Raw genomic sequence first — 561 nt, forward strand, 5'->3', positions numbered from 1 at the left:
AGGCTCATGGCTGCATTAGCACAAGAAATAGCTTACTCCGAGCCTTATGCAAGCATCATAACGATTGCAAACACTATTCATAACAAATTCCCAACTTTGCGTATCAAAAATTACTTTAGACTTCCATCAAATAAAATAAATCACGTAAGTGATGTTATGATAGATGCTTTATCATCAAAAAAATCACAACTTGATAATGGAAAATCATTTGAAACTCTACGACGGGTATTAGCTTATATTGGTTTCGATAGTAAGATCGAAGTATCATTTAAGATATTAAATAGCTCTGACTCTTTTAATAAAATAAACTCTTTAGAGTATACGAAATCCCTAAATATATATGATATATCAAGAGTAAGGGCGTTTTTATCAAAGCTACCAGAAAGCAAAGCCATACCAGGAGTGTGGTCTAGTATCGAAAAAAATCCAAAAGTCGAGATGGTAATAGATTTTGAAAACCTTGGTCTTGATTTAGAAACAGAGTATTTACTTTCTGTTTTAAGACTGAAATATCATTTAATGAAATTAAAAATTCTAAGTGATGTAAAAATATCACTTTTC

General features: G+C 30.7%; 1 protein-coding gene. It reads left to right on the plus strand.

Annotated features, from left to right (window positions below; translation table 11 throughout):
- On the plus strand, positions 1-561 hold a 561-nt coding region (locus RF647_RS19170), incomplete at both ends, for a hypothetical protein (protein ID WP_368813123.1).

Source organism: Kocuria sp. CPCC 205263 (assembly GCF_040981075.1).
Classification (GTDB): domain Bacteria; phylum Actinomycetota; class Actinomycetes; order Actinomycetales; family Micrococcaceae; genus Kocuria; species Kocuria rosea.